Origin of the sequence: Pseudomonas frederiksbergensis (genome assembly GCF_001952935.1) — a bacterium.
Taxonomy (GTDB): Bacteria; Pseudomonadota; Gammaproteobacteria; order Pseudomonadales; family Pseudomonadaceae; genus Aquipseudomonas; species Aquipseudomonas frederiksbergensis.
In genome coordinates this window covers 3130734-3157182 of sequence record NZ_CP018319.1, presented here as the reverse complement: position 1 = coordinate 3157182, position 26449 = coordinate 3130734, and the positions used below count along the sequence as shown (strand labels likewise).

At 60.7% G+C, this 26449-nt stretch carries 19 protein-coding genes and 1 pseudogene; 13 read left to right on the top strand and 7 right to left on the bottom strand.

The features are described from left to right. Window position 1: 1 nt before the first annotated feature. The 3 genes from PFAS1_RS14615 (at window position 2) to PFAS1_RS14605 (ending at window position 2727) form a co-directional block, all read left to right on the top strand. Entirely contained in the window at window positions 2-1267 is a 1266-nt protein-coding gene (locus PFAS1_RS14615; RefSeq protein ID WP_076029587.1) for an ABC transporter permease, read from the top strand. 11 nt (window positions 1268-1278) lie between these two features. Continuing rightward, the gene (locus PFAS1_RS14610) at window positions 1279-1797 is read left to right on the top strand and encodes a DUF3299 domain-containing protein (RefSeq protein WP_076029586.1); all 519 of its coding nucleotides are present in this window, start codon (window positions 1279-1281) and stop codon (window positions 1795-1797) included. A 231-nt stretch (window positions 1798-2028) separates the two neighbouring features. Then, complete coding sequence (locus PFAS1_RS14605; RefSeq protein ID WP_074871293.1) at window positions 2029-2727, top strand: OmpW/AlkL family protein; 699 nt, start codon at window positions 2029-2031, stop codon at window positions 2725-2727. 149 nt (window positions 2728-2876) lie between these two features. Here PFAS1_RS14605 and PFAS1_RS14600 read toward each other — a convergent pair whose 3' ends face one another. Beyond that, window positions 2877-3806 (bottom strand): NAD-dependent epimerase/dehydratase family protein, encoded by a 930-nt coding sequence (locus PFAS1_RS14600; protein WP_076029585.1) that lies wholly within the window; start codon window positions 3804-3806, stop codon window positions 2877-2879. Beyond that, window positions 3799-4683 (bottom strand): sugar nucleotide-binding protein, encoded by an 885-nt coding sequence (locus PFAS1_RS14595; RefSeq protein ID WP_046047341.1) that lies wholly within the window; start codon window positions 4681-4683, stop codon window positions 3799-3801. The genes PFAS1_RS14600 and PFAS1_RS14595 overlap by 8 nt, the downstream gene beginning before the upstream one ends. A gap of 327 nt (window positions 4684-5010) precedes the next feature. Here PFAS1_RS14595 and PFAS1_RS14590 point away from each other — a divergent pair, with 327 nt between their 5' ends. Beyond that, the gene (locus PFAS1_RS14590; RefSeq protein ID WP_076029584.1) at window positions 5011-9327 is read left to right on the top strand and encodes an Lhr family helicase; all 4317 of its coding nucleotides are present in this window, start codon (window positions 5011-5013) and stop codon (window positions 9325-9327) included. Between the two features lie 123 nt (window positions 9328-9450). On the opposite strand, the gene PFAS1_RS14580 is transcribed toward PFAS1_RS14590, so the two are convergent. Beyond that, window positions 9451-11577, bottom strand: a complete 2127-nt coding sequence (locus tag PFAS1_RS14580) for a mechanosensitive ion channel family protein (RefSeq protein WP_076029582.1) — start codon at window positions 11575-11577, stop codon at window positions 9451-9453. 355 nt (window positions 11578-11932) lie between these two features. Between PFAS1_RS14580 and PFAS1_RS14575 the strand changes: the two genes are divergently transcribed. The 5 genes and pseudogenes from PFAS1_RS14575 to PFAS1_RS14555 all read left to right on the top strand — a co-directional run bounded on the left by PFAS1_RS14575 (window position 11933) and on the right by PFAS1_RS14555 (window position 17342). Then, a complete protein-coding gene (locus PFAS1_RS14575) occupies window positions 11933-13144 on the top strand; it encodes an MFS transporter (RefSeq protein WP_076029581.1) in 1212 nt (403 codons plus the stop codon). Between the two features lie 212 nt (window positions 13145-13356). After that, a pseudogene (locus PFAS1_RS14570) lies at window positions 13357-14282 on the top strand (DUF72 domain-containing protein). Beyond that, window positions 14279-15076 (top strand): endonuclease/exonuclease/phosphatase family protein, encoded by a 798-nt coding sequence (locus tag PFAS1_RS14565; protein ID WP_076029580.1) that lies wholly within the window; start codon window positions 14279-14281, stop codon window positions 15074-15076. The pseudogene PFAS1_RS14570 and the gene PFAS1_RS14565 overlap by 4 nt, the downstream one beginning before the upstream one ends. Further along, complete coding sequence (clsB, locus tag PFAS1_RS14560) at window positions 15073-16356, top strand: cardiolipin synthase ClsB (RefSeq protein WP_076029579.1); 1284 nt, start codon at window positions 15073-15075, stop codon at window positions 16354-16356. The genes PFAS1_RS14565 and clsB overlap by 4 nt, the downstream gene beginning before the upstream one ends. After that, window positions 16356-17342 (top strand): lysylphosphatidylglycerol synthase domain-containing protein, encoded by a 987-nt coding sequence (locus tag PFAS1_RS14555; RefSeq protein WP_076029578.1) that lies wholly within the window; start codon window positions 16356-16358, stop codon window positions 17340-17342. Before clsB ends, PFAS1_RS14555 begins: the two co-directional genes overlap by 1 nt. 44 nt (window positions 17343-17386) lie before the next feature. On the opposite strand, the gene PFAS1_RS14550 is transcribed toward PFAS1_RS14555, so the two are convergent. The 3 genes from PFAS1_RS14550 to PFAS1_RS14540 all read right to left on the bottom strand — a co-directional run bounded on the left by PFAS1_RS14550 (window position 17387) and on the right by PFAS1_RS14540 (window position 20444). Beyond that, a complete protein-coding gene (locus tag PFAS1_RS14550) occupies window positions 17387-18145 on the bottom strand; it encodes an alpha/beta hydrolase family protein (RefSeq protein WP_074871310.1) in 759 nt (252 codons plus the stop codon). After that, window positions 18135-19244, bottom strand: coding sequence for a DUF3182 family protein (locus tag PFAS1_RS14545; protein WP_076029577.1), 1110 nt, complete (start codon window positions 19242-19244; stop codon window positions 18135-18137). The genes PFAS1_RS14550 and PFAS1_RS14545 overlap by 11 nt, the downstream gene beginning before the upstream one ends. A gap of 207 nt (window positions 19245-19451) precedes the next feature. Then, window positions 19452-20444, bottom strand: coding sequence for a GlxA family transcriptional regulator (locus PFAS1_RS14540; protein ID WP_076029576.1), 993 nt, complete (start codon window positions 20442-20444; stop codon window positions 19452-19454). Window positions 20445-20546: 102 nt separating this feature from the next. Between PFAS1_RS14540 and PFAS1_RS14535 the strand changes: the two genes are divergently transcribed. The 4 genes from PFAS1_RS14535 (at window position 20547) to PFAS1_RS14520 (ending at window position 25579) form a co-directional block, all read left to right on the top strand. Continuing rightward, on the top strand, window positions 20547-21101 hold the full coding sequence (locus PFAS1_RS14535; protein WP_076029575.1) for a cysteine hydrolase family protein: 555 nt from the start codon (window positions 20547-20549) through the stop codon (window positions 21099-21101). A 139-nt stretch (window positions 21102-21240) separates the two neighbouring features. Further along, window positions 21241-23445, top strand: a complete 2205-nt coding sequence (locus PFAS1_RS14530; RefSeq protein ID WP_076029574.1) for an OsmC domain/YcaO domain-containing protein — start codon at window positions 21241-21243, stop codon at window positions 23443-23445. A gap of 189 nt (window positions 23446-23634) precedes the next feature. Next, on the top strand, window positions 23635-24624 hold the full coding sequence (locus tag PFAS1_RS14525) for an MBL fold metallo-hydrolase (RefSeq protein WP_198044912.1): 990 nt from the start codon (window positions 23635-23637) through the stop codon (window positions 24622-24624). Between the two features lie 64 nt (window positions 24625-24688). Continuing rightward, the gene (locus PFAS1_RS14520; protein WP_076029573.1) at window positions 24689-25579 is read left to right on the top strand and encodes an alpha/beta hydrolase family protein; all 891 of its coding nucleotides are present in this window, start codon (window positions 24689-24691) and stop codon (window positions 25577-25579) included. Window positions 25580-25629: 50 nt separating this feature from the next. Here the strand turns inward: PFAS1_RS14520 and PFAS1_RS14515 are convergent, their stop codons facing one another. After that, entirely contained in the window at window positions 25630-26319 is a 690-nt protein-coding gene (locus PFAS1_RS14515; protein WP_076029572.1) for a flavodoxin family protein, read from the bottom strand. Window positions 26320-26449: the final 130 nt, after the last annotated feature.

The window sequence follows — 26449 nt, the reverse complement described above, 5'->3', positions numbered from 1 at the left end:
GATGTATTTGTTTCGTCTAGCCATGGCCAGCCTGGCTAACCGCCGCTTCACCGCGATTCTCACCGCGTTCGCCATCGCCCTGTCGGTCTGCCTGCTGCTGGCGGTGGAGCGGGTGCGCACCGAAGCCAAGGCCAGTTTCGCCAGCACCATCAGCGGCACCGACCTGATTGTCGGCGCCCGTTCCGGCTCGGTGAACCTGTTGCTGTACTCGGTGTTTCGCATCGGCAACGCCACCAACAACATCCGTTGGGACAGCTTCGAACACTTCGCCAACAACCCGAAAGTGAAGTGGGCGATCCCGATGTCCCTCGGCGATTCCCATCGCGGCTACCGCGTGATGGGCACCACCGAGGCGTACTTCGAGCATTACCAATACGGTCATCGGCAACACCTGGAACTGGCCGACGGTCGCGCCTTCGCCACCGACCCGTTCGAGGTGGTACTCGGCGCCGAAGTGGCCGATGCGCGGCACTACAAACTCGGCGACAAACTGGTGCTGGCCCATGGCGTGGCAGTGATCAGCCTGGTCAAGCACGACGACAAGCCATTCACCGTAGTCGGCACTCTCAAACGCACCGGCACCCCGGTGGACCGCACCTTGCACATCAGCCTCGGCGGCATGGAAGCGATTCACGTCGACTGGCACAACGGCGTGCCGGCGCGCGGTAACGGTCGGATCAGTGCCGATCAGGCGCGCAACATGGACCTGACGCCGCAAGCGATCACTGCGTTCATGCTCGGCCTCAACAGCAAGATTTCGACCTTCGCGCTGCAACGTGAGATCAACGAATTCCGCGGTGAACCGATGCTGGCGATCCTGCCGGGCGTGGCGCTGCAAGAACTGTGGAGTTTGATGAGCACGGCGGAAAAAGCCTTGTTCGTGGTCTCGCTGTTCGTGGTGCTGACCGGGTTGATCGGCATGCTCACGGCGATCCTCACCAGCCTCAACGAACGCCGTCGGGAGATGGCGATTCTGCGATCGGTGGGTGCCCGGCCGTGGCACATCGCGACGTTGCTGGTGCTGGAGGCGTTTGCCTTGGCGCTGTCCGGCGTGATTGCCGGTGTAGCGCTGCTGTATGTGGGCATCGCCTTGGCCCAAGGTTACGTGCAAGCCAATTACGGTTTGTATTTGCCGCTGGCCTGGCCGAGCGAATATGAATGGACGCTGCTCGGTGGCATCCTGATCGCCGCGTTGCTGATGGGCAGCGTGCCAGCCTGGCGCGCGTATCGCCAATCTTTGGCCGATGGCCTGTCGATCCGTTTATGAGGACGTTGAACATGCCCCGCATTGTGTTTGCGTTGTTGATGCTGGTCGCCCTGCCCCTGTGGGCGGCCGAGCCGAAAGACCTGACCTGGTCGGAAATGATCCCGCCGGACGCTGCCCCTGAAGTGCCGAACATGACGCCGCTGCACGATCTTTCGCAGATGGGCAACGCGTTGGCCGCCGAATCGGCGCCAGCAGCCAAGCAAGACATGCCCAATGCGCCGGTGGTGAAAAGCCTCGACGGTCAGAACATTCGGCTGCCGGGTTACATCGTGCCGCTGGAGGTGAGTGAAGAAGGTCGCACCACGGAGTTTCTGCTGGTGCCTTACTTCGGCGCCTGCATCCATGTGCCGCCACCGCCGTCGAATCAGATCGTTCATGTCAAAAGCGAAGTCGGCGTGAAGCTGGATGAGCTGTATCAGCCGTACTGGATCGAAGGTGCGTTGCAGGTGAAAGCATCCACTAGCGAGTTGGCGGATGCCGGGTATCAGATGGAGGCTGACAAGATCTATGCGTATGAATTGCCGCAGTGACCGGCAGTTATGCGGTGTTTGATAGATAGCCTTCGCGAGCAAGCCCGCTCCCACATTGGATCTGTGCATCAACACAAATCCCTGTGGGAGCGAGCCTGCTCGCGATGAGGTCATCAAAGGTTCCACAAAAACCAGGGCCATCACTGTTTCATTGAGCTGAGTCAAAAGACCGTATCAGACGCCTCCGTACTATTGGACATCAAACATTTTTAACGTCCTTTGGAGCCCTCCATGCACAAGTCCTTGCTCAGCGCTTCGCTGTTTGCCCTCGCGCTCGCAGCACCGTTAGCCTACGCCCACGAAGCCGGCGATATCATCCTTCGTGCCGGCGCAATCACCGTCAACCCGGAAGCCGACAGCTCCAGCGTCAAGGTTGATCAAGGTCCGCTGAAGGGTGCCGATCTGGGTGGCAAGGCCACTATGAGCAGCGACACGCAACTGGGTCTGAACTTCGCTTACATGCTCAACAGCCACTGGGGGATCGAGCTGCTGGCGGCCTCGCCGTTCGAGCATGACGTGAAGCTCAAAGGCACTGCCCTGGGCGCAGCCAACGGCAAACTCGGTTCGCTGAAACACCTGCCACCGACGCTGAGCGTTGTGTACTACCCACTGGACTCGAAGTCCGCGTTCCAGCCGTATGTCGGTGCCGGTATCAACTACACCTGGATCTACGACGAGCACGTTAGCAGCGAAGCCAGCGCCAACGGTTTCAGCAATTTCAAGGCGGATAACTCCTGGGGTATGGCGTTTCAGGTCGGTGCCGACTACATGCTGACCGACACCATCATGATCAACGCCCAGGTGCGCTACATCGACATCGACACCACCGCGACCGTAGAAAACAACGCAGTGGCCCAAGGCACTCGCGCCAAGGTCGATGTGGACGTGGACCCGTTCATCTACATGGTTGGCCTGGGTTACAAGTTCTAAACCCGCCACACAAAAAAAGGCGCCTTCGAAAGGCGCCTTTTTTGATCGTTCCCACGCTCTGCGTGGGAATGCCTCAATGGACGCTCTGCGTACGCTCTTGGGACGCGGAGCGTCCCGGGCTGCATTCCCACGCGGAGCGTGGGAACGATCTATCGTCCCAACAACCGCGCCAGGCCGACATGCATCGGTGTCTGCTCAGGGCAGGTAAAGCGCTCCAGCAAACGCTGATTGTTCGCTCGCGAGTGGCGGATGTCACCGGAGCGCGCCGGGCCATAGCTCACCGGCGGCAATGGACCGACCACCGTTTCAAGGGCTTCAAGCATTTGCTTGAGGGTCGTGGCCTGGTTCCAGCCGACATTGACCGCACCGACTTCGACCTGCGGTTTCTCGATGGCTTGCACCAGCAAGTCGACCAGGTCTTCGACGTAGACGAAATCGCGAGTCTGCTCACCGTCACCGAACACCGTGATCGGCAGGCCCTTCTGCGCGCGTTCGCTGAAGATGCTGATCACCCCGGAATACGGCGAGGACGGATCCTGGCGCGGGCCGAAGATGTTGAAGAAGCGGAAAATCACCGGTTCCAGAGCATGCTGGCGACGGTAAAAATCGAAGTAATGCTCGCTCGCCAACTTGTCCGACGCGTAGGGCGTCAACGGTGCCTTGGGCGTGTCTTCGTCAATCGACTCGCCTTCGCCATTGTTGCCATAGACCGCTGCGCTGGACGCATACAGCACTCGCTTGACGCCGGCCTGGCGCATGGCTTCACAGACATTCAGCGAGCCAATGAAGTTGCTCTGGTGAGTCTTCACCGGATCATCCACCGACGCCTGCACCGACGCCACCGCGGCCAGGTGCGCCACTGCGCTGCAACCGACCATCGCCCGCGCCACCAGCGCAGCATCGGCGACATCGCCCACGATCAGTTCGACGCCTGGATTGTCCAGCGGCAAGTTGCTGCGTTTGCCCGTGGATAGGTCATCGAGGATGCGCACCGAATGGCCCTTGGCGAGTAAGGCATCGGTGAGGTGCGAACCGATGAAACCGGCGCCGCCGGTGATTAAAACAGGGCCGTCAGCCATGGCGATAAAACCTATCCAGTAAGCCCGGGAGTGCCGCGCGCCAGGCGCGGGGCTTGATCCCGAAAGTGTGCAGAATTTTCTTGCAGGCCAGCACCGCATGTTGCGGCTCTTCGGCGGCGTCGGGCCGGGCGGCGTGAGCCTGGGCGGTCGGCGCTTCGATGGCCAGCGGATGCAGGGCGCGTGCTTCGGTGAGGATCGCCTGCCCAAGTGCCAGCGGCGTGGTCGCCTCATGCCCGGCGTAATGGTAGGTGCCCCACAGCGGCGCCGAACAATCGAGTTGCTTGAGGACCGAGATGATCACTCGGGCGGCGTCGTCGACCGGCGTCGGATTGCCCCGGCGATCGTCGGCCATCAGCAATTCTTCCGGCAGTTCGGCGCGGCCGAGGAAACGTCCGAGGGTGCCGTCGGGGCTGTCATCCAGCAACCAGCCGAATCGCAGCAACACGTGTTGCGGGCAGGTGGCGCGAACGCTTTGTTCGATCCGCCACAAGGCTTGACCGCGCAGGCCCAAGGGCACTGGTTCGTCTTTTTCGCTGTAGGCCGTCGCCCGGGAACCATCGAACACCCGATAGCTCGATGGTTGCAGCAGCACGATGTTGTGATGCTGGCACAGTTCGGCCAGACGCTCGATCGCCCGTTCCTGCCCGGCCAGACGCTGTTCGCTGACCGTCTCCGCCTGAAACCAGTCGAAATAATAGGCGAGGTTGATCAACGCGTCTGGACGGGTGTCGTCGAGCAGCTGCGTCAGGCTCGCGGCATCCCAGCCGTCTTGCGGTGGGCGGGGGGCGAGGAAGCCGATGTCTTCCTCCGCACCGAGGCGAATCAGCGCCTGCCCAAGGGCATTTCCGCCGCCCAGTAACATAAGGCGCATTCGCATAGAGTCAGCAGGCCCAGTCTGATTGAAACAATGGCTTTATCGACACCGCTCGCGGGCGATGCCGTCGATAGTTGCCGGAATCGTTGCATTTTGCGGGTTTAGTGCGCAACCGTCATCCGTAAAGTGTAGATACCTGAGTTCTGCGGCGCCTGTTCTGGCCCCTTCGCGAGCAAGCCCGCTCCCACATTGGATCTCCTGTGTACTCATAATTTGTGACCGACACCGTTCAAATGTGGGAGCGGGCTTGCTCGCGAAGGGGCCCTAAGGACCACCAGAAGTCTTGAGCGGTACTTGCAACTTCCCCGACTCGCCCGCATAAATCAGGGCATGAATCTGCCAATCCCGACGGACAGCGCCCTGGCAGGCTTCCACCCCGCCGTCAGCGCCTGGTTCAGCAGCACCTTCCCGACGGTCACCGCCGCCCAGGCCCGGGCGTGGCCGTTGATCCGCCAGCAGCGTTCGATCCTGGTCGCCGCACCCACGGGCTCCGGCAAGACCCTCACCGCGTTCCTCGCGGTCATCGACGACCTGGTCCACCGCGCAATGGCCAACGGCGGCCATCTGCCGGATGAAACCCTGGTGGTCTACGTTTCGCCGCTGAAGGCCTTGTCCAACGACATCCAGATCAACCTGCAAAACCCGCTGGCCGGCATCACCGAGCAATTACGCGCAATGGGTCTGCCCGAACTGCAGATCAACACCGCCGTGCGCACCGGCGATACGCCGCAAAAAGACCGCTCGGCGATGCGCAAGATCGCCCCACACATTCTGGTGACCACCCCGGAATCCCTTTACGTGCTGCTCGGCTCCGACTCCGGCCGGCTGATGCTCAGTACCGCCCGCACGGTGATCGTCGACGAAATCCACGCCATCGCCGCCAGCAAGCGCGGCAGTCACCTGGCCCTGAGCCTCGAGCGACTGCAAGCGCTGTGCGCGCAACCGCTGATGCGGATCGGCCTGTCTGCCACGCAAAAACCCATCGAAGCCGTCTCGCAGTTTCTGGTTGGCCGTGATCGCGCGTGCGAAATCATCGACATCGGCCACGCCCGTCCGCGAGATCTGGACATCGAGGTGCCGCCCGTGCCGTTGTCGGCGGTGATGGCCAACGACATCTGGGAACTGGTCTACGACCGACTCGCCGCCCTCGCCCGCGAACACCGCACCACGCTGATTTTCGTCAACACCCGACGCCTCGCCGAACGCCTGAGCCGTCACTTGAGCGAACGCCTCGGCAAGGACGCGGTGGCCGCCCACCACGGCAGTCTGGCCAAGGAGTTTCGTCTCGACGCCGAACAACGGCTCAAGCGCGGTGAGCTGCAAGTGCTGATCGCCACGGCGTCCCTGGAACTGGGGATCGATATCGGCGATGTCGACCTGGTCTGCCAGATTGCCTCGCCACGCTCGATCGCCGGGTTTCTGCAACGGGTCGGCCGCTCCGGGCACCAGGTCGGTGGCACGCCCAAGGGCCGTTTGTTCGCCACCACCCGCGACGACCTGATCGAATGCGCCGCCCTGCTCGACTGCGTGCGGCGCGGCGAACTCGACACTTTGCTGATCCCCAAGGCGCCACTGGACGTCCTCGCGCAACAGATCATCGCCGAGGTCAGTTGCCAGGAATGGCAGGAGCAGGCGCTGCTGGAGATGTTCCGCAACGCCTCGCCCTACAGCGAGCTCGACGACAAACATTATCAGGCGCTGCTGCACATGCTCTCCGAAGGCTACAACGGTCGCCTGGGCATCCGCAGCGCTTACCTGCACCGCGACGCCGTGACCCGCACCCTGCGCGGTCGGCGGGGCGCCAAGCTGACGGCCGTGACCAGCGGCGGAACGATCCCGGACAACGCCGACTACAGCGTTTTACTCGAACCCCAAGGGCTGAACATCGGCAGCGTCAACGAAGACTTTGCGGTGGAAAGCATCGCCGGGGATGTCTTCCAGTTGGGCAACACCTCCTACCGGATTCTGCGGGTCGAAACCGGCAAGGTCCGGGTGGAAGACGCTCAGGGCCAACCGCCGACCATTCCCTTCTGGCTCGGCGAAGCGCCGGGGCGCAGCGCTGAACTGTCGTTCGCGGTGGCGCGCCTGCAAGCGCAACTCGATGCGCTGCTCGGCGCCACCCCCGGTGACTTGCAGCCCGCGACTGACTGGCTGACCGACACCCTCGGTCTGAACCTGGCCAGTGCCGAACAATTAGTCGATTACCTGGCCCGCGCGCGCCTGACTCTCGGCGCCCTGCCGTCACAGGACACGCTGCTGATGGAGCGGTTTTTCGACGAGTCCGGCGGCACGCAATTGATCATCCACACGCCGTTCGGCAGCCGCATCAATCGCGCCTGGGGCCTGGCCCTGCGCAAGCGTTTTTGCCGCACCTTCAACTTCGAATTGCAGGCCGCCGCCAGCGAAGACGCCATCGTCCTGTCACTGTCCACCGGCCACAGTTTTGAACTCGATGATGTCTGGCGTTACCTGCACAGCAACAGCGCCGAGCACACCCTGATTCAAGCCGTACTCGAGGCCCCGCTGTTCGGTGTGCGCTGGCGCTGGAATGCCGGGGTCGCGCTGGCGCTGCCACGCTACAGTGGCGGGCGCAAAGTCCCGCCGCAGATCCAGCGAATGAAAAGCGAAGACCTGATCGCCAGCGTGTTTCCCGACCAGATTGCCTGCGTGGAAAACCTCGCCGGCGAACGGGAAATTCCCGACCATCCCCTGGTGGAACAAACCCTCGACGATTGCCTGCACGAAGCCATGGACAGCGAAGGCTGGCTGGCGTTGTTGCGGCGCATGGAACGCGGTGAGATCCGCCTGATCAGCCGCGACCTGCCGGCGCCCTCGCCGCTGGCAGCGGAAATTCTCAGTGCCCGCCCCTACACCTTTCTCGACGATGCGCCGTTGGAAGAGCGCCGCACTCAGGCAGTGCTCAACCGCCGCTGGAGCGATCCACAGTCCACCGACGACCTCGGTGCGCTGGATGCTGACGCGATTCAAGCCGTGCGCGAGGAAGCCTGGCCAACGCCGACGGGTGCCGATGAAATGCATGAAGCGTTGATGAGCCTTGCGTGCATCTCCGACGCCGAGGCCTTGGCTAATCCAGACTGGCTCGAATGGCTGAATGCCCTGGCCGACAGCGGTCGCGCCAGCCGCTTGCAAGTGAATGCCGGGCAAGCGCTGTGGTTGGCACTGGAGCGGCTGACTTGCCTGAACGCGATTTATCCACAAGCGATTTTGCAGCCACCGTTGGAGGCGTTGCCCGGGTTCGATGAAGTCTGGTCGGCGGACGAAGCGGTGCTGGAAGTGATTCGTGCGCGGCTCAGTGCCTTTGGCCCATTGCCGCTGAGCGCGATTGCCGAACCGCTCGGTTTACCGACGACTCAAGTCACCCAGGCGTTGGCGCAACTGGAACGCGAAGGCTATGTGCTGCGCGGTCAATTCACCCCCGGCACGGCGGAGGAAGAATGGTGCGAACGGCATTTGCTGGCGCGGATTCACCGCTACACCGTCAAGCGTCTTCGGCGGGAAATCGAGCCCGTAGCGTTACAGGATTTCATGCGGTTCCTGTTCGATTGGCAGCATCTGTCTGCCGCGGGCCAAGGCCAGGGCAGCGCAGTATTGCCCGCGATAGTCGGTCAGTTCGAAGGCTACCCCGCCGCCGCTTCAGCCTGGGACAGCGATATTTTGCCGGCGCGAATAAAAGACTATTCAGCGAGTTGGCTGGATGACCTGTGTCGCAGCGGCAAACTGGTGTGGACGCGACTGACCGCGCGCAACAAGAGCACCAGCACGGCGCTGCGCAGCACACCGATTCTGCTGCTGCCGCGCAGCCAGGTCGGGTTGTGGAGCGGATTGACCGAACAGACACCCGCCAGCGAGCTGTCGCCCAAGACGCAAAAAGTTTATGAAGCACTCAGCCAACACGGTGCGCTGTTTTTCGATGAGCTGACTCACGAGGCTCATCTGCTGCGCTCGGAACTGGAAATCGCCTTGCAGGAATTGGTCGGCGCCGGGTTGGTGAATGCCGACAGCTTCGCCGGGCTGCGTGCACTGATTACGCCGGCCAGCAAACGCCAGAATCGCAGCAGCCGACGCGGGCGCGGAGCGTTTGTCGGCGGCATGGACGATGCCGGACGCTGGGCCTTGCTGCGACGCGGCGCACAAGCTCCGGTTGTGGAGAATAAACGTCCGGCACCGACGCCGACCGACACCCTTGAACACATCGCCATGACCTTGCTCCGGCGTTACGGCGTGGTGTTCTGGCGCTTGCTGGAAAGGGAAGCGGATTGGTTGCCAAGCTGGCGGGAATTGCTGCGCACTTTTCATCGGCTGGAAGCTCGAGGCGAGATTCGCGGCGGAAGGTTTGTCAGTGGCTTGGCCGGTGAGCAGTTTGCGCTGCCCGAGGCCATACCATTGTTGCGCGAGGTGCGGCGACGGCCGCATGACGGGAGTTTGATTGCCGTGTGCGGAGTTGATCCACTGAACCTCGCCGGGACGCTTTTACCGGGCGCAAAAGTACCGGCATTGGCGAGTAATCGATTGGTGTATCGAGATGGGTTGCCCGCCGCTGCCGAGATTGCCGGAAAGCAGATTTTCTGGCTGGAGCTGGATCAGCAATCGACTGCCGAGCTGCACAACAAACTCGCCCGACACTGATCGTTCCCACGCGGAGCGTGGGAATGCCTCAAGGGACGCTCCGCGTTCCAGCTCACGAAAGGGACGCAGAGCGTCCCGGGCTGCATTCCCACGCGGAGCGTGGGAACGATCAGCTGTGTGGGGCTATTGGGTGCGCGGCTGATCCGGCAGGAACACCGATGAATGCTCCGATGCAAGCTCATCGCCTTGCAGCGGCTCGACAGCTTGCCGGGGCATCAACACCTGCTGTGGATAAGTCTGCGCGAAATGCACCCACGGGCTGTTATCCACAAGCTTTTTCAAACGCTGGTTGAACGCTCGACTCACTGCGTATTGCCCTCCCGACACGGTGCGAAACTGTGCCGTCAGCACCACGCCGTTGAGGTCCATCTTGTCAACACCAAACACATCCAGCGGCCCTTGCAGGTTGTACTTGAGGAACGCATCGTCGCGGATGGAATCCCCGGCCTCGCGGATCAACTCGATAGCCTTGTCGACATCGGTGTCGTAAGTGAATTGCACTGAAAAGAACGCATAGGCGAATTGCCGCGATTGATTGGTCACGGCCTTGATCTGACCGAACGGCACCGAGTGCACAAAGCCCTTGCCGTCGCGCAAGCGCAAGGTGCGGATGGTCAGGCCTTCGACGGTGCCGGCGTGGCCAGAGTCGAGGACCACCCAATCGCCAATCGACAACGTATCTTCAATGATGATGAACAAGCCGGTGATCACATCCTGCACCAGCTGCTGGGAACCGAAACCGATCGCCAGCCCCACGACACCGGCACCGGCCAAAAACGGTGCAACGTTGATCCCCAGGTTAGCCATGGTGGTGATCGCGCAGATCACCGCCAGAATGATTTTGATCGCGTTGCGCAGCAGCGGCAGGATGGTTTTGATCCGGGTGCTGGGCTGGCGCGCCGAGCGTTTGCTGACGGGTGGCTTCAGGGCTTCTTGAATCGCCGTGTCCAACACCACCCAGACCATCCAGGTCACCAGGAAAATCAAACCGATGCGGCTCAGGGAATCACTGATCGCCCGGCCGACCGAATTGCTCACCGCAAATTCGAACAGCGACACCCCCCAGATGCGCCCCAGGACATCGATGAACACAATCGCCAGGGCGATGCGCAGCAACGCGTGGGAAAGGCTGAGAAAGCGTTCCTTGTAGGCACTGCTGCGACGCACGGCCAACTCACTGCGTGACTTGAACAAATGATGAAGCGACGTACTGAGAAATACCGTCGCAATCAGCAAGACAGTAGTAAACAGCGCGCAGCGAAGCACTTCCTGGTTGTCATCGCCGATGCCGATCAGGTTGATCACCGACACCAGCACCATCAACAGAATCGGCCAGTACCAGAGCCCGGAAAAGATCCGCAGCATTTCACGCAAGGCCGGCTGGCTGAGGCGCTGGGCCAACGGCAAAATGCGGATCAGATGGGCAACCGGACGGCGCATCTTGATCACCAGAATGCCAAAGGTGACCGAGGCCGCCACCCCGGTGAACACCGCGACGCTGCTGGTGAGATTGCCGCCAAGCAGACGGGCGATCTGCGGGCTGGTCAAGCCATCGCTCAGCGCCACGAGGAAGCCCATCAAAAACAGCGGTCGTGGGCTGTACTGATGAATAAGCTGCACCGCCCGGCGCTTGTGGCCAGCGTTGAACAGCACCACCAGCGACAACAGCAACGACGCGGCGAAGATGCCGCTGCTGGTGGCATAAGCGAAACACAACGCCAGGGCCCGGCCAGCGGACACTTGCAGGAAGTGGCTGACGTACAGCGTCAGCGGCAGGCTGATCAGCGCCGGAACCGTGTAGGGCAACACATAACCGAGTAACGCCTGACCGCGCTCGCGAGTCAGCAACAGGCGGTTCTGGCACAGACGTTTGGCGAGCAGACCGCCAAGCAACCAGAGCAGCGCGAAAACACCCACCCACACACCGGACAACAGCAGGAAATCCCCCGCCACGCTCCAGCTCGAACGGGACGATGGATGATTGACCAGTCGATCCACCTCAACCGCTGCCCGGTCTGCCCGCAGACGCCAGGCATCCAGCAGGTCCTCGTTGAGATCGAGTTTCCCCTGGACTTGATCAATGCTCGAACTGATCGCCCCCAGCAAACCACCCTGTACCAGCGGTTCGGGGTGGGCCAGTGGTGTCGCGGCGGTGGCCGGCACACCCGGCAGTGCGGCGGCAGCCTCCAGCTCGTTGCTGCCCAGAATCGCCAATGCCCCCAGTAGTATCGCGGTCTTGAACTTGAACAAACGCGGTGCTCCTGCAAAAGGGTCTGTAAGGAACTGATCGGGGAATTGTAGGCAAGTTCGGTTTTGGCCGTGAGATTGCAAGCCAATGCGACTCCCTGTGGCGAGGGGGCTTGCCCCCGTTCGACTGCGAAGCAGGCGTAAACCCATTGTTCGCGGTGTATCTGGAGAATACCGATTGACGGGTTTTGGGGCCGCTCCGCAGCCCAACGGGGGCAAGCCCCCTCGCCACAGGTAATTTTCAGCCCGAGGTGATCTTTGCGCGCAAGGCAAATATCAAATGCCCATCCCCCTATTTTTCCGCATAACCCAAACCCCGACACTGCGCTCCATCAATCAATCCACCGGAGTTGCAGTCATGCCCATTGCCTTGCTCGCGCTGACCCTCAGCGCCTTCGCCATCGGGACGACCGAGTTCGTCATCGTTGGCCTGTTACCCACCATCGGCGCCGACCTTGGCGTCAGCCTGCCGTCCGCCGGCCTGCTGGTCAGTCTCTACGCATTGGGCGTTGCCATTGGCGCCCCGGTGCTGACCGCCCTCACCGGCAAAGTCCCGCGCAAACTGCTGCTGTTGTCGCTGATGGTGCTGTTCACCCTGGGTAACCTGCTGGCCTGGAAAGCGCCGAGTTACGAGTCACTGATCATTGCGCGGATCGTTACCGGTCTGGCCCACGGGGTGTTCTTTTCGATTGGCTCGACCATCGCCACCAGCCTCGTGCCGAAAGAGAAAGCCGCCAGCGCGATCGCCATCATGTTCACCGGCCTGACGGTGGCCTTGGTGACCGGCGTGCCACTAGGGACGTTCATTGGTCAGCATTTCGGCTGGCGTGAAACCTTCCTCGCGGTGTCTGCGCTGGGGGTGATTGCGTTCATCGGCAGCCTGCTTTACGTGCCGAAAAACATTGCCCACAGCAAACCCGCTTCACTGTTGCAGCAATTGCAGGTGCTCAAGCAACCCCGTTTGCTGCTGGTGTACGCCATAACCGCGGTCGGTTACGGCGGCTCATTCATCGCGTTCACCTTCCTGGCACCGATTCTTCAGGACATTTCCGGCTTCAGCGCCAGCACCGTCAGCCTGGTGTTGCTGGTCTACGGCATCTCGGTGGCCGTCGGAAACATCTGGGGCGGCAAACTGGCGGACAAACGCGGCCCGATCAGCGCCCTGAAAATCATCTTCGCCCTGCTTGCCGCCGTGTTGTTCCTACTGACCTTTACCGCCGGCAACCCATGGCTGGCCCTGGCGACCGTGCTGGTCTGGGGTGCGGTTGCGTTCGGCAACGTGCCGGGCCTGCAGGTTTACGTGGTGCGCCAGGCCGAACATCACACCCCGCATGCGGTGGACGTAGCGTCGGGCCTGAACATCGCAGCGTTCAACCTCGGCATCGCCGGTGGCGCGTGGGGCGGTGGCTTGATCGTTGCTCACATGGGCTTGATCCACACCGCGTGGATCGGGGGTCTGGTGGTGTTGGTGGCGTTGGCGCTGACCGCGTGGAGCGGTCGTCTTGATCGATTAGGTCCGGCATATGCCGAATCGGTTGAAGGTTTAACCCGAGTAGTCACAGGCCACTGATGCCCCTGTGGGAGCGGGCTTGCCCGCGATGGCGGCGGCACATCCAGCGATGATGTGACTGACACACCGCTTTCGCGAGCAAGCCCGCTCCCACATTTGATCTGCGGTGTTTTGTCGAGCGTGTACCGTCCGTAGCCCCGTCGAAACTTTCTCGCCTGCCGCGCAGTCATCAAAAGACAGGGCGGTCCGAAGACCATTAGACGGGAGGCGACATGGCGGCGATCCACATCGGCATTTCAGGCTGGCGCTACACGCCCTGGCGGGGGAGTTCTACCCGAAGGGGCTGACCCACAAGCGCGAATTGCAATTCGCTTCACGGGCCGTCAACAGCATCGAAATCAATGGATCGTTTTACGCCCTGCAACGGCCGGAACGGTATGCCCAGTGGTACGCCGAAACCCCGAGGGGCTTCGTTTTCAGCGTCAAAGCCCCGCGCTTCATCACCCACATCAGGCGACTGCGAGACATCCATAAACCCTTGGCGAATTTCTTTGCGTCGGGGGTGCTGGAACTCAAGGAAAAACTCGGCCCGATCCTCTGGCAATTCCCGCCCAACTTCAAATTCAATGCCGAGTTGTTCGAGACCTTTCTGGAGCAGTTGCCCCGCAACACCGAAGAGGCCGCCGCCCTCGCCCGCCAGCATGATTCGCACCTGAACGGTCACGCCAGCCTGAAGGCCTATGGAAAAAAGCCTTTGCGCCATGCCATAGAAATCAGAAACGAGAGCTTCGTCGACCCCGCCTTCATCCGCCTGCTCAAACGCCACAATGCTGCGCTGGTTATCGCTGACACCGCCGGTAAATGGCCGTACCGCGAGGACCTCACCAGCGACTTCGTTTACCTGCGCCTGCACGGTGCCGAAGAACTCTATGCCAGCGGTTACACCCCCGAAGCACTGAAACGCTGGGGCGACCGGATCGAGGCTTGGCACCACGGCCGGCAACCGCCCGACCCGCAGCTGATCGCCCCCCGGCAAAAGCCCAAGGCGCGCAAATCCCGTGAGGTGTTTTGCTACTTTGACAACGACATCAAGGTCCGCGCGCCCTTCGATGCCCGCCGCTTGCTGGAGCGCTTTCACCTGGATAAAGACCTCGCCACCCGCCCCGGTGAACGGGCCGCCGAAGGAGTGCTGTCATGAGCATTCCCGAACAGGTCGGCCCTCGCGATGAACAGCCCCCCATCATCACCGCCGTGCGCCGCTTCACGGTGCTGACGGTCAATACGCACAAGGGGTTCACCGCGCTCAACCGGCGCTTTATCCTGCCGGAACTGCGCGAAGCGGTGCGCAGCGTGTCCGCTGACGTGGTGTTTTTGCAGGAAGTCCACGGCACCCACGAGCATCACCCTCAGCGCTACACCAATTGGCCGGCGATGCCGCAATACGAATTCCTCGCCGACACCCTCTGGCCGCAGTTTGCCTATGGGCGCAACGCGGTCTATCCGGCGGGCGATCACGGCAATGCACTGCTGTCGAAATTCCAGATCATTCGCCATGACAACCTCGACGTGTCCATCAGCGGTCACGAAAACCGCGGCATCCTGCATTGCGTGCTGCGCCTGCCCGGTGACGGCCAGGAAGTGCATGCCATTTGTGTGCATCTGGGCCTTCGCGAAACCCACCGCACCGAACAGCTCAAGTTGCTGGCCCGGCGCCTCGAAGAACTGCCCAGCGATGCCCCGGTGATCGTTGCCGGTGACTTCAACGATTGGCGCCAGCGTGCCGACGCGCTGCTCAAACCCAGCGGTCTACGGGAGGTTTTCGCCGAACTCCACGGCAAACCGGCGCGCAGTTTTCCAGCGCGCTTTCCGGCGTTGCGCCTTGACCGCATCTATGTGCGCAACCTCAAGGCCAGTCGGCCGCAAGTGCTGGCCGCGCGGCCCTGGTCACACCTTTCCGACCATGCACCGCTATCGGTGGAGATCGAGCTATGAGCACCCCATCGATGGATAAAACCAACGTGGAACACTTATCCACAACTCCGCCGATCCGTGAGCCGGGTGTGGTCGACGTCGAATATGGCTGGCAAGGCAACAACCGCGTAGAGCTGCTGGAAAACGGCGAAGAATATTTCCCTCGGGTGTTCGAAGCCATGCGTCAGGCCAAGACTGAAATTCTCCTGGAAACCTTCATTGTGTTTGAGGACAAGGTCGGTAATGAGCTGCAGGAAGTGCTGATTGCCGCTGCTCAACGCGGTGTGCGAATCACCGCCAGTCTCGACGGTTTTGGCTGCGGTGAACTGAGCACGCAATACCTCAGTACCTTGAGCGAGGCGGGCGTACGCATCCAGATTTTCGACCCGGCGCCCAAACATCTGGGCATCCGCACCAACTGGTTCCGACGTCTGCACCGCAAGATCGTGGTGGTCGACGGCACGATTGCCTTCATCGGCGGTATCAACTTTTCGGCCGACCATTTGGCTGACTTCGGCCCTGAGGCCAAGCAGGATTATTCCGTTGAAGTGCAAGGCCCGGCGGTGGCCGACATCCATCACTTCGCCTTGCTGCAAAGCGGTCGCCCGGCTCGCGCCAAATACTGGTGGCAACGACGCCGGCAACGGCGCTCAGAGCTGGCGTTCACCGATCATGACGGCCAGGTTCGCCTGGTGTACCGCGACAACGGCGAGCATCCGACCGACATCGAAGAGGTTTACCGACAGGTGCTGCGCAGTGCCCAGCGTCGGGTGGTGATCGCCAATGCCTACTTCTTTCCGGGCTATCGCCTGCTGCGCGAGATCCGCAACGCGGCACGTCGTGGTGTCGATGTGCGGCTGATCCTGCAAGGCCAGCCCGATCTGCTGGCGGCCAAACTCGCCGCGCGCATGACCTATGACTACCTGCTCGAATCCGGCGTAAAGATTTACGAATATTGCGACCGTCCGCTGCACGGTAAAGTCGCGCTGGTGGATGAGGATTGGAGCACGGTCGGTTCGAGCAACCTCGACCCCCTGAGCCTGTCCTTGAACCTGGAAGCCAATGTGTTGATCCGCGATCGCACCTTCAACCGCGATCTGTACGAGCGCCTCGAATACCTGAGTAAAAACCATTGCAAGGTCATGTCCGCGGACAAGTCCCCTCGCGGGCGGCTCTGGCACATGACCGTCGGCTTTCTGGTGTTTCACTTCCTGCGGCACTTCCCGGCCTGGGCCGGTTGGCTGCCGGCGCACAAGCCGCGCCTGAAACCCTTTTCCCATTCCGCCGGGAGCGACACCTGATGAGCCACTCTGATACGCAACCGGCGACCCATGCCGAAACGCCGCGCAAATCCCGCTGGAGCCGCTGGAAACGGCCTCTGACCATGCTGTTTTTCCTGGCGCTGATCGTCCTGTTCACGATGCTTGCCCAGCGCATCGAATGGGATGAAGTGTTCCACAACCTCACCGAGTTCAAGGCGCGCACGCTGATCATCGCGTCCGCTCTGACCGTGGTGAGTTTTCTGGTCTACGCCTGTTTCGACCTGATCGGCCGTACTTACATTCGCCAGGACCTGACGTGGAAGCAGATCTTGCCGGTGGGGATTATCAGCTATGCCTTCAACCTCAATCTGAGCGCTTGGGTCGGCGGTGTTGCCATGCGTTATCGGCTGTATTCGCGACTCGGGGTGAGCAAGGGCAACATCGCGAAAATTCTCGGGTTGAGCCTCGCGACGAACTGGTTCGGTTACATGGTGATTGCCGGTGCCGTGTTCAGCAGCGGACTGGTGCGAATGCCGCCAGGCTGGAAGCTGAGCACCGGTGCGTTGCAAGGTGTGGGCGTGTTGTTGCTGGTGTTGAGCGCGTGCTATCTGGCCGCGTGTCAGTTTTCCAGGCGGCGGGAGTGGGCGATACGCGGGGTGGAAATCAACCTGCCGTCGTTGCGCATGGCGGTGCTGCAACTGGCCCTCGGGGCGCTGAACTGGTCGCTGATGGCGGCGGTGATTTTCACCTTGCTGCCGAGCAAGCTCGATTACCCGCTGGTGCTCGGGGTGTTGCTGATCAGCGCGATTGCCGGGGTCATCACGCACATACCTGCCGGGCTCGGCGTGCTTGAGGCGGTGTTTGTGGCGCTGCTGCAACATGAAGCGTCCCGAGGCAGCCTGGTGGCCGGATTGCTGGCCTATCGAGCGATCTATTTCATCTTGCCGCTACTGATTACCCTGGTGATGTACCTGATCGTGGAAGCCAAGGCCAAGTCGTTGCGGATCGAGAAGAAGCCGGGATGACGCCATCGCGACCCGACTTGCCCGCGAAGAATCCACCGCCAAACTTACGTCGATTGGATAATGCTCAATCGCTCGCCCACCACCATCTCGGTGATCCAGCCCACCAAAATCGAGGTGTACGCCTGTTGCGAAACAGGCTCGCTCAAGGCGTGATCGGCGCCGTCGATAATCCGGTGGGTCAGCGAGTGAGTCTGCTGACAGGCCGCACGGTAACTCATGATGGTCGCGTGGGGCACATAGTCGTCGGTCTCGGATTCGACCAGCAGCACATCCCCGGTAAATTGCGAACACGCGTGCAGCGCACGATTGCTGTCGGCGCGCACTAGCGTGCTGCGGTAATCACGTAGATCGAGCTTGTCCAGTTCACGTTTGGGCGTGTGCCATTGATCATCGCGATACAGCGCCGGCACCCGCAGCGCCAACCAGCGCACCGGGCGCAATGAGGTCAGGATCGAGGCCAGGTAACCGCCATAACTGGTGCCGACCACGGCAATCGCCGAGGTGTCGAGCGCCGGGTGCGCGAGCAAGCGGTCATACGCCGCCAGCAGGTCGCGCAGATTGTCTTCGCGGGTGACTCGATTGAGCGCAATACCGGTCCCGCCGGCGTGCCCGCGCAAGTCGAACGTCAGGCACACGCAACCCAGACCGGCGATGCCTTTGGCCCGTTCCAGGTCCCGCTCCTGGCTGCCGCCCCAACCGTGTACAAAGAGCACGCCGGGCACTTTTGATTTGGGGCTGAGAAAAGTCCCGATCATCTGTTCATCGTCGATGTCGATCTGAATGGTTTCGCTTCTAGCCGTCATAGGATTTAACCGTTACGTACTTGAGGAGAAAGTCACTGTTTTGCGCCGGCCCGCGATACACCTCGATGGCGTCTGCCGGCAGCGGCTGATCGGTGTAGGTCTCGACCGATGACACGCGAATGGCGCGCATCCCGGGGTCGTTGAGGAAACTCTGCAAGGCGGCCACTTCAGCGCCGCTGGCACCGCCGATCCGCCAGGACTGCTCGAGCACACCGCTGCGCTGTTTGCCGTTACTGTCCACGCCTTGGGCAATGTCGTAGTTGCGCCGCGAAGCGTAGAAACGGGGAAAAGCCTCATCCGCGGCACGGTCGAACACTTGCGCCTGGTGGATCGCCAGCCGGACGTCGTCCGGCAGTTCCAGTTCGAGCAGATCATCGTAATGACCCCGCACTACCAGCAAGTTGGACCCTCCATAAACCTGCTCGCCCTGACCGTCTTCAGTCAAGTATTGATCACCGCAATAACTCAGCACCGTGTCGCCGATAAAACTCTGACCGACGCTGTGGGTGATCACGTGATCTAGGTCCTGCTCCAGCACCACACCTTCGGTGAACAGCGTTTTAGCATCGGGTCTGGCAAGGAAGGCATCGAACTGGTCGAGGCTTTTGATCACTTCCTGACCGCGCCCGGCGCAGGCATGAATAGGCTTGATGCGGATCGGGCCGGTGTAGAGCAGGTGCTCTGCCGCGGGCCGCGCATCGTCCATGGAAAACACACTGAGACCGTCGAGCACCACGCTGCGCACACGTTCGGAAAACAACGGTGACCAGCCTTGCGGAGCGTGAGCATTTTTGTTGCGCAACCCGTGACTGATGGCCTTGGTGCAGATGAAATCATGCTCGACGTAACCGCCCCACATATCCTCCGGCCCCTTGACGCCTAACTGCCGGGCGGCAGCAGCGCCAACAAGGGTCTGGGTCGGCAACAGATACAGCTCTCGCCCGTTGTGCAGTGCCGGGTCGTAACTGCCGCCGTATTGAAGCCCCAGGATCTGCGCCAGCCAACGGGCCAGCGCACGATTGGTTTCCACTTCGTGCAACGGAGCATCGGCATGCACGGAATGGGCGACCACCAGTTTCTTGCGATTTGCTGGGGTCATGCGTCCCCCTTCAATCTGCGCTTGATGAATGTAGTTGAAGGGGTGCAGAGATCAGGCCAACGGGGGCTCAGGACAAACGTTTTCCAAATCAGCCAGTTGCGAAAAACATGATGGCACCCTGCCTGTTTGATTCTGCACGACAGCCTTCAACATTCCGGCATTTTGCACGACCGAAGCCGTACACATTTTTGATCTGTTGTGATCTGGCTACCGAGTTACGGCAGTCGGTGTCACCCCAAACCGCGTCCGGTAGTCACTCGGCGCCAACCCGGTAATCTTCTTGAACGTCGCCCGAAACGCACTCGGATCCTGATACCCCACCGTCCAGGCAATGTGATCGATGGTGCCGTTGGTAAATTCGAGCATTTCCCGGGCTTTGCCGACCCGCAGGTGCTGGCAATACTCGGTGGGCTTGAGCCCGGTTGCCGCACGAAATCGACGCAGGAACGTGCGCTCTTCCAGCCCTGCCCGCTCGGCCATCGTTGCCAGCGACACATCGGTCGCTCCGGTGCTCTGCAGCCAATGCTGGACCTTGAGAATCGAAGCGTCGCCATGGCTGAGAATGGGTGAAAAATTGCTGCCGCACTCACTCGCGCTGTCGCTGTGTTCCACCACCAGAAACCGCGCGGTACCGGTGGCGATGCTCGGCCCCAGCAGGCGGTTGACCAGGCGCAAACCCAGTTCGGACCAGGCCATCAGCCCGGCGGTGGTGATCAGGTCTCCGTCGTCGACGATGGGCGTGTCGGCCTTGAGCTTGATCGCCGGATAACGCTCGGCGAAGGCCTTGGCCGAGGTCCAGTGAGTGGTGGCGCTGCGACCGTCGAGCAGGCCGCTCTCGGCCAACAGAATCGACCCCACACAAACCCCGCCGAGTGTCGCGCCATTGGCGTGTTGCTGACGCAGCCAGCGAACCAGCCCCTGCGGTGCCTGGCCTTCGGAAAAACCGCCGATCGACGGCGGGATCAGCACCGCCACCAACGCACCGCCCGCAGAGGGATGACTGTCGTAGACCCGCTCGGGCGCCTGATCGCCATCAACCTGCCAATGGCTGACCCGCAGCAACGGCAATTGCACCGCCTGATGCTCGGCGGCAATCCGGTTCGCCACCCCGAACAAGTCCGTCAACCCATGCACCGCCGCCATTTGCGCACCCGGATAGATCAGCACGCCCAACTCGGCGATTGGCCTTTGTGCATCCATTGTCAGTTTTCCCCCTTCTATTGTCGGTGCGGCCAATCCTCGGACAGCCTGCCAGACCCAATACTTCACTCCACACCCAACAAGCACTTCGAGGAAACAGTCATGGCCAAGCAAGCACTCATCGTAGTCGATATCCAAAATGACTACTTCCCCCAAGGCAAGTGGCCGCTGGTCGGCGCCGACGCTGCTGCGGACAACGCCGTTCGTCTGCTCAAAGCCTTTCGCGACGCCGGTGATTCGGTGGTGCACATCCGCCACGAATTCACCTCCGACGAAGCACCCTTCTTCACTCCGGGCTCAGAAGGCGCGAAGCTGCACCCCAAAGTCCTCAACCGTGCCGACGAGCCGGTCGTGCTCAAACACTTCGTCAACTCGTTCCGCGAAACCGGTCTGAAATCGATCCTCGACGAGCAAGGCATCAAGGAACTGGTGGTCGTCGGCAGCATGAGCCACATGTGTATCGATGGCATCACCCGCGCCGCCGCCGACTTTGGCTACACCGTCACAGTGATCCACGACGCCTGCGCTACTCGTGACCTGGAGTTCAACGGCGTCACTGTTCCGGCAGCCCACGTGCACGCTGCCTTCATGTCAGCCCTTGGTTTTGCCTACGCCAGCGTAGTGTCCACTGATGAGTTCCTGGCGGCGCATCACTGATCAACGCTTGCAATCCGACATTCCCGAAACAAGGAAGGCCAGTCGCGTGCGCACGTGACTGGCCTTTTTTCTGAGACTTACGGCCGAAAAGCCGGATAATGGCGACCAAATCGTCTAGCCGTTATTCTGGTAATCCCCCATGGAAATCAAGGTCAACTTTCTCGACAACCTTCGACTTGAAGCCAAGTTCGACGACTTCACGGTGGTGGCCGATCAACCTATCCGCTACAAAGGCGATGGCTCGGCACCGGGTCCGTTCGACTACTTCCTGGCGTCGTCGGCGTTGTGTGCCGCCTACTTTGTGAAGTTGTATTGCAGCACGCGCAATATCCCCACCGAGAACATCCGCCTGTCGCAGAACAATATTGTTGACCCGGAAAACCGTTACAACCAGATCTTCAAAATCCAGGTCGAGCTACCGGCGGACATCTCCGACAAGGACCGCCAAGGCATCCTGCGGTCCATCGACCGTTGCACCGTGAAAAAAGTGGTGCAAGCCGGGCCTGAGTTTGTGATCGAAGAAGTGGAAAACCTCGACGCCGATGCCCAGGCGTTGCTGATGCCTGCGTCCAATTCAGAGGCGCACACCTATATCGCGGGCAAGGATCTGCCGCTGGAGCAAACCATCGCCAACATGTCGGCCATCCTGGCGGACCTGGGCATGAAGATTGAAATCGCTTCGTGGCGCAATATCGTGCCCAACGTGTGGTCGCTGCATATCCGCGACGCGCACTCGCCGATGTGCTTTACCAACGGCAAGGGTGCGACCAAGGAAGGCGCGTTGGCGTCGGCGTTGGGCGAGTTTATCGAGCGACTCAACTGCAACTTCTTCTACAACGACCAGTTCTGGGGCGAAGACATCGCCAACGCTGCGTTTGTGCACTACCCGGACGAACGCTGGTTCAAGCCTGGCCGTAAAGATGAGCTGCCGACTGAGATTCTCGACGAGTATTGCCTGAAGATTTACAACCGCGACGGCGAGCTGCGTGGCTCCCATCTGATCGATACCAACTCGGGCAATGAAGAGCGCGGCATCTGTTCGTTGCCGTACGTGCGCCAGTCGGACGGCGAAGTGGTGTACTTCCCGTCCAACCTGATTGAAAACCTGTTCCTGAGCAACGGCATGAGTGCCGGTAATACACTGGCCGAAGCCCAGGTGCAGTGCCTGTCGGAGATCTTCGAGCGTGCGGTAAAGCGCGAAATCATCGAAGGCGAATTCGCACTCCCGGATGTGCCGGCCCACGTGCTGGCGAAGTACCCCGCCATACTGGCCGGTATTCAGGCGCTGGAAGAGCAGGGATTCCCCGTGTTGGTGAAGGATGCGTCCCTGGGGGGTGAGTTCCCGGTGATGTGCGTCACGTTGATGAACCCGCGTACCGGCGGTGTGTTCGCCTCGTTCGGCGCGCACCCGAGCCTGGAAGTGGCGCTGGAACGCAGCCTGACCGAATTGTTGCAGGGCCGCAGCTTCGAAGGCCTCAACGACCTGCCCCAGCCGACGTTTGAAGGCCATGCGGTGACCGAGCCGAACAACTTCGTCGAGCACTTTATCGACTCCAGCGGCGTGGTGTCGTGGCGCTTCTTCAGTGCCAAATCGGATTACGAATTCGTGGAGTGGGACTTCTCCGGCCAGGGTGAAAACTCGAACGCAGAGGAAGCCGCGACCTTGTTCGGCATTCTCGAAGGCATGGGCAAGGAAGTGTACATGGCGGTCTACGAGCATATCGGCGCCAAGGCCTGCCGCATCCTCGTACCGGACTATTCGGAAATCTATCCCGCGGATGATCTGATCTGGGACAACACCAACAAAGCGCTGTTCTTCCGTGCCGACATCCTCAACCTGCATCGCCTGAACGATGAAGAACTGCAATCGCTGGTTGAACGTCTGGTGGAAAGTGAGCTGGACGACTACACCGACATCACGAGCCTGATCGGCATCGAATTTGACGACAATACGGCGTGGGGTCAGCTGACGATCCTGGAGTTGAAGCTGCTGATTTATCTCGCCTTGCAGCAATATGAAGAGGCGAAAGAGGCGGTAGAAATGTTCCTGCAGTACAACGACAACACGGTTGAACGCGGCTTGTTTTACCAAGCGGTCAATGTGGTGCTGGAGATGAAGCTGGACGAAGACCTGGAACTGGAAGACTACGAGGCCAATTTCCGCCGGATGTTTGGCAACGAGCGCACGGATGCAGCGATCGGCTCGGTGGACGGCAGCGTGCGTTTCCATGGCTTGACGCCGACCAGCTTGAAACTGGAGGGGCTCGACAGGCACCTGCGGTTGATCGATAGCTACAAGAAACTGCACTCGGCAAGGGCCAACGTGACCGCGTTATTCAGTTAATAGCGCCAACAAAAAAGCGAAGCCAGATGGCTTCGCTTGAACAAAAAAAACTGGGTGGCAGGGTTCGTCACTGCCTAGACTTGCTGAGGGCAGCACACGCTGAAACAGTGCTTATTGCGTCTGCTGGTGTCGCCGCACGAGCCGAGCGGCAACCGCAATCCGACGAGTAAACCTCATGGAGGTTGCATCATGCACATGCCATCCACCCGCACGGTGCTCGCCACTGTTTTTGCTGCCATTTCCAGCATTGCCCATGCGGCCACCCCTGAGGCCGGGACTAGCAACACCACCCGATCTTCCCCTCCGCTGTCGTATGAGGTACTTGTCTCGGATGGGGTTCAACGTGCCTCCGGTGCTCGATTGCCGAACGGCGAGCCCATCGTATCCTCGCCGATTTCGTCTACCCTGATTTTCGGGGAGAAGGAGGCTGTGCTGGTCGATCCGCCGATGACGCTCGAACAGACTAAAGCCGTCGCTGACTGGGTAGCGGCCTCGGGCAAACAGCTGAAATACATCTATGTCACCCATGGGCATGGCGACCACTGGTTCGGGACCAAGCAGCTGATGGCGCGCTTCCCCAGCGCCACCGTCTATGCGACCGAAGGCACGATCAAACTCATGAATTTGCAGGCGACGGCCGGCCGGGAGCGAGTGTACGACAAGGACTTCCCCGGCCTGATTGGCGAGACGCCGATTCTTGCCCAACCGGTGCCTGCCGACGGCTTCCTGCTGGAAGGCAATGTCGTTCTTCCGGTCGAGGTCGGCCACACCGACACCGACGACACCACCGTCTTGCATGTGCCGGCCATCGGCCTGGTGGTGGCCGGCGATGTCGCCTACAACGGTGTGCATCAGTACTTGCTTGAAGGCGGGCACGGCGGCCTGCAGTCCTGGATAGAGGCGATTGATCGCGTCAAGGCGCTCAAGCCGCGGGCAGTGGTTGCGGGCCATAAACAGAAAGCCCTCCCCGACAATCCGGTCATCCTGGACGAAACCCGTCAATACTTGCTGGATGCTCAACGGCTGCTGGCGCAGAACCCGACCCCGCGTGAGTTCTATGACCAAATGATCAAGCTCTACCCCAACCGATTTAATCTCGGCCCGCTGTGGTATAGCGGGGTCGGGCTGCTCAGCCAGCCTTCGGCCGAAAAAAACGCGAAGCCCTCAACCGATCAATAATCGGACGAGGTTCAACCCGCCCATCATCCTTGAGGAACTCATCATATTTACCTCACTTAGCCGTATGGCACTGGCCATCTTTCTTCTTGCCGTTTGCTTGGTTGCACAGGCAGCCGAACAAACTGTCACCTTCACGGTGGAGGGCATGAAGGTTGTCGGTACCCTCAACCTACCCGAAGGCGTGGAAAAACCACCGGTCGCTCTGCTGCTACACAGCTTTGGTGGTAGCCGGGATGAAGTGAAGATCCCTGCAGTCAATGAGGGGATTTTTGCACGCGCCGCACGCATCTGGGCCGACCAGGGTATTGCCAGTTTACGGATCGACTATCGTTTCGCCGGCGGCGCCAGCGAGGGAGATAGCGCTGACGCTACGCTGGATGCGCATGTCGCGGACGGACTGGCCGCGCTCGATTACCTCGCCAATTCCGGCCGCGTCGATGCCAACCGAATGGTTCTGGTCGGCTGGAGCATGGGCGGTGCAGTGTCCACCGCAGTGGCGGCCCGTACACCACATAAACTGGACGCCGTAGCGCTGTGGAATCCGGCGATCAACATGCCGGCGTCGTTCCCGCTGCTGTGGGGGGCCGAGAAGATCAAAGAGGCCCTGGCCAGCGGTGACAAACCGGTGGAACTGCCGATGCCGCAGGGGCAGCCGCTCAAGGTCAAGTCAGCCTTTTTCGTTAGCCTGCTCACCCTGGTTCCGGCTGCGGAGATCGCCAACTATCACGGGCCGTTATTCGTCGCCGTCGGCACCCAAGACAACATCGTCTTCCCGCAACCCGCCCTGGGCGAGAGCCTGATCCGTTACCACCATGGAGAAGGCGAGTTGTTCGTCAGGCCCATGGATCACTTTTTCAATGCATTCCAGAACGAGAAGCTGGTCGATGAGCTGATTTTGGCGACGGGAAGCTTCATCGTGAAGAACGCCCGCTGTAAGGCGCCTGAGTCCTGCTGATGAGAGTGACGTCAGTCTCGGGCCTCTGATCCCACCGATTGAAGAAGGGGTCAGTCTTTAAATTGCTTCCATTCGTCGATCCCTGCGAGATTGCGCCGCCGGTTTTCCTGTGCATCGATCCTCTGGGAAGGAAACTTGTCTGCACCGACTGCCCAACGTGCCGTCGCTCGCGCCACCCTACGTCCAAAGCGCTCCGCGCTAAGCCTGTCGCCTGGGTGCGGAGCGTTCTCCGCCGTGCCATCATTCAGGCTTTGAGTCATCAGGCCTAGCCATGATCCGTTGACGTTCACGTCGGTGAAACCGCCATCGGTAAAGTTGCCACCCGGCAAATCCCCGGCGCTTACCCACATCATTCCCATTTGCGCCGCGAAGATCGACATCTGCTGCAGTGTTACGAGTTTGTCGCCGGAGCGCGCTCCAGAGTTTGTGAACCCGGCAGCGATCTTGTCCTTCCAATCCTGGCTACGCCAAGGCGCGATACCAGCCTCGAGGAACAGCTTGAACAATCCATGGGCCGACCCCATATAGGTGGGCGCACCAAAGATTATGGCGTCAGCCTCCGCTAGCCGGCTCATGACAGCATCATCACGCCATCTGCCATCACTACCGATCTGAGCGGGCACAATCTCGATGAGTTCGGCACATGTTCCCGCAACCTCTGCTGCGCCTTGCTGGACATGCTCCGCAACAGTCCGTGTGTGTCCTCGTCCGGATGAATACACAATTACGACGATAGTCATTTATTTCTCCTGATTAGGACTGCCACTGGATACGGGTTGGTGCCGTAACTCTAAGACAACAGGTCACTATTCGCGAGGGCCGATGCAGGGGCTTGTTTGAAAAGTTCGGCGAGGTAAACCGGTTATGGCG

Bases quoted from the DNA above. Each gene is read 5' to 3' on its own strand.
- PFAS1_RS14540 (WP_076029576.1), bottom strand. From the start codon at position 20,444: ATGGATGCACAAAGGCCAATCGCCGAGTTGGGCGTGCTGATCTATCCG.
- PFAS1_RS14610 (WP_076029586.1), top strand. From the start codon at position 1,279: ATGCCCCGCATTGTGTTTGCGTTGTTGATGCTGGTCGCCCTGCCCCTG.
- PFAS1_RS14550 (WP_074871310.1), bottom strand. From the start codon at position 18,145: ATGACGGCTAGAAGCGAAACCATTCAGATCGACATCGACGATGAACAG.
- PFAS1_RS14535 (WP_076029575.1), top strand. From the start codon at position 20,547: ATGGCCAAGCAAGCACTCATCGTAGTCGATATCCAAAATGACTACTTC.
- PFAS1_RS14615 (WP_076029587.1), top strand. From the start codon at position 2: ATGTATTTGTTTCGTCTAGCCATGGCCAGCCTGGCTAACCGCCGCTTC.
- PFAS1_RS14600 (WP_076029585.1), bottom strand. From the start codon at position 3,806: ATGGCTGACGGCCCTGTTTTAATCACCGGCGGCGCCGGTTTCATCGGT.
- PFAS1_RS14545 (WP_076029577.1), bottom strand. From the start codon at position 19,244: ATGACCCCAGCAAATCGCAAGAAACTGGTGGTCGCCCATTCCGTGCAT.
- clsB (WP_076029579.1), top strand. From the start codon at position 15,073: ATGAGCACCCCATCGATGGATAAAACCAACGTGGAACACTTATCCACA.
- PFAS1_RS14520 (WP_076029573.1), top strand. From the start codon at position 24,689: ATGGCACTGGCCATCTTTCTTCTTGCCGTTTGCTTGGTTGCACAGGCA.
- PFAS1_RS14590 (WP_076029584.1), top strand. From the start codon at position 5,011: ATGAATCTGCCAATCCCGACGGACAGCGCCCTGGCAGGCTTCCACCCC.
- PFAS1_RS14595 (WP_046047341.1), bottom strand. From the start codon at position 4,683: ATGCGAATGCGCCTTATGTTACTGGGCGGCGGAAATGCCCTTGGGCAG.
- PFAS1_RS14525 (WP_198044912.1), top strand. From the start codon at position 23,635: ATGCACATGCCATCCACCCGCACGGTGCTCGCCACTGTTTTTGCTGCC.
- PFAS1_RS14530 (WP_076029574.1), top strand. From the start codon at position 21,241: ATGGAAATCAAGGTCAACTTTCTCGACAACCTTCGACTTGAAGCCAAG.
- PFAS1_RS14575 (WP_076029581.1), top strand. From the start codon at position 11,933: ATGCCCATTGCCTTGCTCGCGCTGACCCTCAGCGCCTTCGCCATCGGG.
- PFAS1_RS14565 (WP_076029580.1), top strand. From the start codon at position 14,279: ATGAGCATTCCCGAACAGGTCGGCCCTCGCGATGAACAGCCCCCCATC.
- PFAS1_RS14555 (WP_076029578.1), top strand. From the start codon at position 16,356: ATGAGCCACTCTGATACGCAACCGGCGACCCATGCCGAAACGCCGCGC.
- PFAS1_RS14605 (WP_074871293.1), top strand. From the start codon at position 2,029: ATGCACAAGTCCTTGCTCAGCGCTTCGCTGTTTGCCCTCGCGCTCGCA.
- PFAS1_RS14515 (WP_076029572.1), bottom strand. From the start codon at position 26,319: ATGACTATCGTCGTAATTGTGTATTCATCCGGACGAGGACACACACGG.